The 5,729-nt window shown below is 75.7% G+C and carries 6 protein-coding genes; 3 read left to right on the plus strand and 3 right to left on the minus strand.

Translation table 11 applies throughout. The features are described 5' to 3' along the window. Positions 1-91 precede the first annotated feature (91 nt). Positions 92-673, plus strand: coding sequence for an aminoacyl-tRNA hydrolase (gene pth / locus ACFXDE_RS09980; protein ID WP_380492688.1), 582 nt, complete (start codon positions 92-94; stop codon positions 671-673). 7 nt (positions 674-680) lie between these two features. On the opposite strand, the gene ACFXDE_RS09985 is transcribed toward pth, so the two are convergent. Then, a complete protein-coding gene (locus ACFXDE_RS09985; RefSeq protein WP_380492690.1) occupies positions 681-2,147 on the minus strand; it encodes an MFS transporter in 1,467 nt (488 codons plus the stop codon). Between the two features lie 208 nt (positions 2,148-2,355). Here ACFXDE_RS09985 and ACFXDE_RS09990 point away from each other — a divergent pair, with 208 nt between their 5' ends. Together ACFXDE_RS09990 and ACFXDE_RS09995 are read left to right on the plus strand one after the other, a co-directional pair. Further along, a complete protein-coding gene (locus tag ACFXDE_RS09990; protein WP_380492692.1) occupies positions 2,356-2,856 on the plus strand; it encodes a MarR family winged helix-turn-helix transcriptional regulator in 501 nt (166 codons plus the stop codon). A 32-nt stretch (positions 2,857-2,888) separates the two neighbouring features. Further along, positions 2,889-3,407, plus strand: a complete 519-nt coding sequence (locus ACFXDE_RS09995) for a GNAT family N-acetyltransferase (protein ID WP_380492694.1) — start codon at positions 2,889-2,891, stop codon at positions 3,405-3,407. A 90-nt stretch (positions 3,408-3,497) separates the two neighbouring features. Here the strand turns inward: ACFXDE_RS09995 and ACFXDE_RS10000 are convergent, their stop codons facing one another. Further along, entirely contained in the window at positions 3,498-4,007 is a 510-nt protein-coding gene (locus ACFXDE_RS10000) for a methylated-DNA--[protein]-cysteine S-methyltransferase (protein ID WP_380492696.1), read from the minus strand. Continuing rightward, on the minus strand, positions 4,004-5,575 hold the full coding sequence (locus ACFXDE_RS10005; protein ID WP_380440923.1) for a DNA-3-methyladenine glycosylase 2 family protein: 1,572 nt from the start codon (positions 5,573-5,575) through the stop codon (positions 4,004-4,006). The genes ACFXDE_RS10000 and ACFXDE_RS10005 overlap by 4 nt, the downstream gene beginning before the upstream one ends. Positions 5,576-5,729 lie beyond the last annotated feature (154 nt).

A 5,729-nucleotide genomic window follows, 5' to 3' on the forward strand; every position in this document is an offset into this window, starting at 1 on the left:
CCGTCGTCCCCACCGCACCCCGCTCTCTTTCGACCCTGATTTCTCGAACCGGCCCCCGGTTCGTTCCCCCTTGCGCTCTGGAGCACCGAACATGACCCCCGCCGCCCCCTGGCTCGTCGCCGGCCTCGGCAACCCCGGCCCCTGGTTCCGGCTCACCCGGCACAACGCGGGCTTCCTCGCCGTCGACCGGCTCGCCGAGCGGCACGGCGCGCGGTTCCGGCGGCGCGCGATCGGCAGCCGGGTCGCCGAGATCGAGGTGGACGGCCGGCGGGTGCTGCTCGTCAAGCCGCAGTGGTTCATCAACCTGTCCGGCCGCCCGGTGGCCGGCCTGATGCGGCGCCACGGCGTGCCCGTCGAGCAGCTGGTGGTGGTCCAGGACGACCTCGACTTCGCGTTCGGCTCCTGCAAGCTCAAGCGCGGCGGCGGCCCCGGCGGGCACAACGGCGTGCGCTCGGTCGGCGACGTCCTCGGCACCCGCGACTTCGTCCGGCTGCGCTTCGGCCTCGGCCGCCCGCCGAAGGGGCAGAGCGTCGGCGACTTCGTCCTGAAGAAGTTCTCGAAGGACGAGCTCGCCGCCCTGCCGGGCGTGCTGGACCGCTGCGCGGACGCGGTGGAGACGCTCGTGCGGCTCGGCCTCAACCGGGCCCAGGACGCGCTGAACGCCGTGTCCTAGTCGCGCGTCAGGAGCGGGCGGGGCCGGCCGGGCCGGCAGGGCGGGCAGGGCGGACCGGCCGGGTGAGGAGCACGGCCGCCGCCGCGACCCCCGCGAGGACCAGCAGCACCGTCCGCCCACCGGACGCCGCGCCCGCCAGGTGGACACCCAGGACGGACAGCGCCATGCCGAGCGCCGTGCCCAGGCTGCGTGCCATGTTCACCATGCCGCCGCCGACCGCCGAGCAGGCCGCCGGGATCGCCCGCATCACCAACGCGTTGTTCGCCGGCAGCAGCAGGCCCAGACCGTACCCGGCGACCAGCAGCGGGACCGCCGACACCCCGGCCGAGACCGGCAGCAGGGCGAACAGCAGCAATCCGGCGCCCGCCGTCACCGCGCCGGAGCGACACCTCGTCACGTCCGACCAGCCGCGCGGCAGCAGCCCGCCGCCGACCGTCGCCGCGACCGCGAACGCGGCCGGCAGCAGCGTGATCACCAGGCCCGCGCCGGCCGTCGACACGCCCGCTCCGGTCAGCAACACCGGGCCCAGCACGAGCGGGCAGAACAGCAGCAGGTACCCGATCAGCGCGACCACCAGCCCGGACCGCACGCCCGGCGTGTTGACCAGCCCGGGCGCCAGGATCGGCCGGGCGGCCCGCTGCTCCTGGCGCACCAGCGCGAGCGTCTGGACGGCCGAGGCCACGAGGAGGACGGCGACGAGCCAACCGGGCAGCGGCAGGCCCGAGGCCGTGGACAGGGCGAGCAGCAGCGCCGTGGTGGCGCCGGTGATCAGCAGCATGCCGGGGAAGTCGAAGCGGTGCGCCTTCCCCAGGGGCCGGCGCGGCCCGGGCACGACCGCCGCGCGCTCCGCCCTGGTGCGCGGCAGCAGGTACCAGCCGGCGACGATGCCGAGCACGCCGATCGGCACGTTGACCCAGAACACCCACTGCCACGACGCGTGCTCGACCAGCAGCCCGCCGAGGGTCGGCCCGAGCGCCAGCCCCAGGCCCTGGGCGGCCGCCTGGATGCCGAGCGCGCGCCGCATCGCGTGCTCGGGCACGCCGCGCGCCACCAGCGCGACGCTGTTGGCCTGCATCATCGCGGCGCCGACGGCCTGCACGGCCCGGCAGCCGACCAGGATCCAGAGGCCGCCGGCGAACCCGGCGCAGAGCGAGGACAGGCCGAAGACGGCGAAACCGCCGATGTACATCGTCTTGCGGCCCACCAGGTCGGACAGCCAGCCGATGGGGGCCAGCAGGGCGACCAGGACGAGCAGGTAGGCGAGGGCGACCCACTCGACGGCGGCGAAACCCGCGCCGAAGTGACGGCCGAGGGCCGGGAAGACCAGGGCGATCACACTGGCGTCGAGCTGACCGAGGAAGGCACCGAGACACACGGTGCCGACCGCCAGCCAGTGGGCGTGGCGCCAGCCGGCTATGCCGCGGGGCCTGGGGCGCTCGGTGAGCAGCCGCGCGGCGAGGACGGTGGCGTTCATGTCACTCAATATATCGGATGCAGACATGTTCTTTCTACGACCTGATCGGAATCAGATGCGCACGGGGCGCGGCCGGCGGTTCGGCCGGCGGTTCACGCGGGTCGGTGCAGCGGCCGGGGGCAGCGGCCGGGGGCAGCGGCCGAACCGGCTCCCCGGCACCCCCACCGGGCCGGCCGAAGCGTCCGTACCAGGCGATACGCTGTCCGCCATGCCGTCGTCACCGCACGTTCCCGACTCCGCCACCGGAACCCCCGAAACGTCGGTCGAACACGCCCGCCGGCTGACCGACGTCGTCACCCGCCTGCGCCGCGCCCTGCGCAGCAGCATCCGCACCGACTACCCGTGGGAATCCCTCCCCATGGCCCAGGTCGAACTCCTCCAGACCCTCGCCGCCGCACCCCTGCGCGTCGGCGAACTCGCCGCCCGCCAGCGACTCGCACCCAACACCGTCAGCGGCCTCGTCGGCAAACTCCTCGACGCCGGCTTCGTCGACCGCCAGGCCGACCCCGGCGACCGCCGCACCGCCCGCATCGCCCTCACCCCCGCCGGCCAGCGCCAGCTCGACGACTGGCAGCACGCCCACGAACGCCGCATCGCCGACGCCCTCGGCACCCTCGACCCCGCCGACCGCGACGCCGTCTTCCAGGCCCTGCCCGCCCTAGACCAGCTCGCCCGCGCCCTCGCCGGCCCCACCCCGCCTGCCGAATAACCGCTGGTCACGCCCGCCCCACGAGCACTACCGTGCGTGCCGTGAACACGGCACCGGTACACCTCGAACCCTGGACGGACGCCGACCTCGCGCTGCTGCGCCGGGTCAACACGCCGGAGATGAAGACGCACGTCGGCGGCCCGGAGAGCGAGGAGCAGCTGCTCGTCCGGCACGCCCGCTACCTCGACTTCGTCCCCTCCGGCCTCGGCTGCATGTACCGGATCGAGCTGCTCCCCGGCGGCGAACCCGTCGGCACCGTCGGCTACGGCACCCGGACGTGGGAGGGCGGGACGGTCCACGAGATGGGGTGGAACGTCCTCCCGCCCTTCCAGGGCCGGGGCATCGCCGTGGCCGCGACCCGCGCGGCCGTCGCCGCCGCCCGCCGCGAGGCCCGGCACCGGTACCTGCACGCCTTCCCGTCGGTCGACAACCCCGCGTCGAACGCCGTCTGCGAGAAGGCCGGCTTCACGCTGCTCGGGGAGACGGACTTCGAGTTCCCGCCCGGCCGCTTCATGCGGAGCCACAACTGGCGCGTCGACCTTCGGGCGTAGACCCGGCTCGGGACGGGGCGGGGCGGGACGGCACTCGGAATCGGGACCGGGCAGGGCGGCATTCGGAATCGAGGCCGGGCCGGCCGGCACTCAGAACAGGGTGCCGCTCTCCAGCTCCAGGAGCCAGCGCTTGCGGTCGACGCCGGCCGCGAAGCCGGTGAGGGCCCCGCCGGCCCCGAGGACGCGGTGGCAGGGGCGGACGATGAGGAGCGGGTTCGCGCCCACGGCACCGCCGACGGCGCGCACGGCCCGCGGCGACTCGCCCGCCATCGCGGCGAGCCGGCCGTACGTGACGGTCTCGCCGTACGGGATCTCGTCCAGGGCGGCCCAGATCCGCCGCCGGAAGTCGGTGCCCTCCGGGGCGAGCGGCAGGTCGAACCCGGTGCGCTCGCCGGCGAAGTAGGCGGTCAGCTGGGCCACCGGCTCGGCGAGGGACTCCGGGTCGAGGACCCAGTCGTCTGCGGGCTCGGCGAGGGCGTACTTCTGGCCGGGGGCGGTGACGGTGGCCAGCGCGGCCGGACCGCCCCCGTCGGGCCGGACGCCGCTCAGCAGCAGCCGGCCGAACGGGCTCTCCATGGTCGTGAACACGGTCGTGGTCATGCTCGTGCGTTCTCCGTTCCGGTACTGGTGGCGCTCGCGGACCCGGCCCACAGCCGGTGGACCGCGTAGGAGCGCCAAGGGGCCCACGCCTCGGCGGCACGGGCGGCGGACTTGGGGTCGCCGGGGGCGCCGAGGCGGACGAGGCCGTGCTTGACGCCGATGTCGCTCGGGAGGAAGACGTCGGGGTCGGCGAGCGCCCGCATCCTCAGGTAGCCGACCGTCCAGGGGCCGATGCCGGGCAGGCCCATCAGCTGCTCGGCCGACTGCTCCCGGTCGACGCCGCCGTCCAGTCGGACCACGCCCTCGGCGAGCGCGGCGCAGAGGCCGGTGAGCGCCCGGCGGCGGGCTGCGGGCATCGCGAAGTCCTCGGGGTCGGCGGTGGCCAGGGCGGCTGCCGTCGGGAAGAGCAGGCGCAGGCCGCCGTTGGGCTCGGGCAGGGCGGTGCCGTACTTCTCGGCGAGCCGGCCCGCCAGGGTCCGGGCCGCGCCGACGGTGATCTGCTGGCCCAGCACGGCGCGGACGGCGAGCTCGTGCGGGTCGACGTGGCCGGGCGAGCGCAGGCCGGGACGCTCGCGGACCAGCGGGCCGAGGAGCGGGTCGGCGCCGAGCTGCTCGTCGACGGCGTCGGGGTCGGCGTCGAGGTCGAAGAGGACGCGCAGGCGCTGGACGGCCGTCGGCAGGTCGCGCAGGTCGGCGAGGAGGAGGCGGCAGTCGAGCCAACCGCGGGTGCGCTCGTCGCCGGGCGCGAGGCCGTCGACCTCGGCGATGCCGTGACCGTAGGGGAGCGCGAGGGTACGGCGGTAGGTGCGGACGCCGGGGCGCGCGCCGGGGACGACCTCCTCCACGCCGGGGACCGCGCGCAGGGCGAGGAAGTCGATCAGGTGGTCGCTGTCGATCGCGCCGCGGTAGGCGAGGCGCAGGGTGAGGCCGCCGGCCGGGGTCGCGATGCGGCGGCCGGCCGCGACCTCGGCCCGCAGGCCGCTCGGGGTGCGGTCGTAGACCTCGCGAACGGTGTCGTTGAACTGCCGGACGGAGGCGAAGCCGGCCGCGAACGCGACGTCGGTGACCGGGAGTTCGGTGGTCTGCAGGAGCAGCCGGGCGGTCTGGGCGCGGCGGGCGCGGGCGAGTGCGATCGGGCCGGCGCCGAGTTCGGCGATGAGCTGGCGCTGGAGCTGGCGGGCGCTGTAGCCGAGGCGGTGGGCGAGGCCGGCGACGCCCTCGCGGTCGACGAGGCCGTCGCCGATCAGGCGCATCGCCCGGCCGACCAGGTCGGCCCGGTGGTTCCACTCCGGCGAGCCGGGCACCGAGTCGGGGCGGCAGCGGCGGCAGGCGCGGAAGCCGGCGCCCTGGGCGGCGGCGGCGCTCGGGTAGAAGACGCAGTTGGTGCGCTTGGGCGTCACCGCGGGGCAGCTCGGCCGGCAGTAGATGCCGGTCGTCGTGACGGCGGTGAAGAAGACGCCGTCGAAGCGGGAGTCCCGGCTGTCCACGGCTCGATACCGGATGTCGTCGTCGATCACGCTGTCCAGTCTGCGGCACCGGAGGGGTGTCGACTGGCGGGAATCGGACATGACCGTCGGGGGGCCTCCTCCTCCCGCTTTCCCTCCCTCTCGTCCTCGGCTGTCTCGCCCGTCGGGGGGGCCGGGCCGGCCCCGCGCCCCCCCCGCCCCCGCGGGGGGGGGGGGGCCGGCCCTTGGCCGCCCCCCCCCCCCCCCCCGGCCCCCC

It is taken from the genome of Kitasatospora sp. NPDC059408, from assembly GCF_042751525.1.
In the GTDB taxonomy this organism is placed as follows: Bacteria; Actinomycetota; Actinomycetes; order Streptomycetales; family Streptomycetaceae; genus Kitasatospora.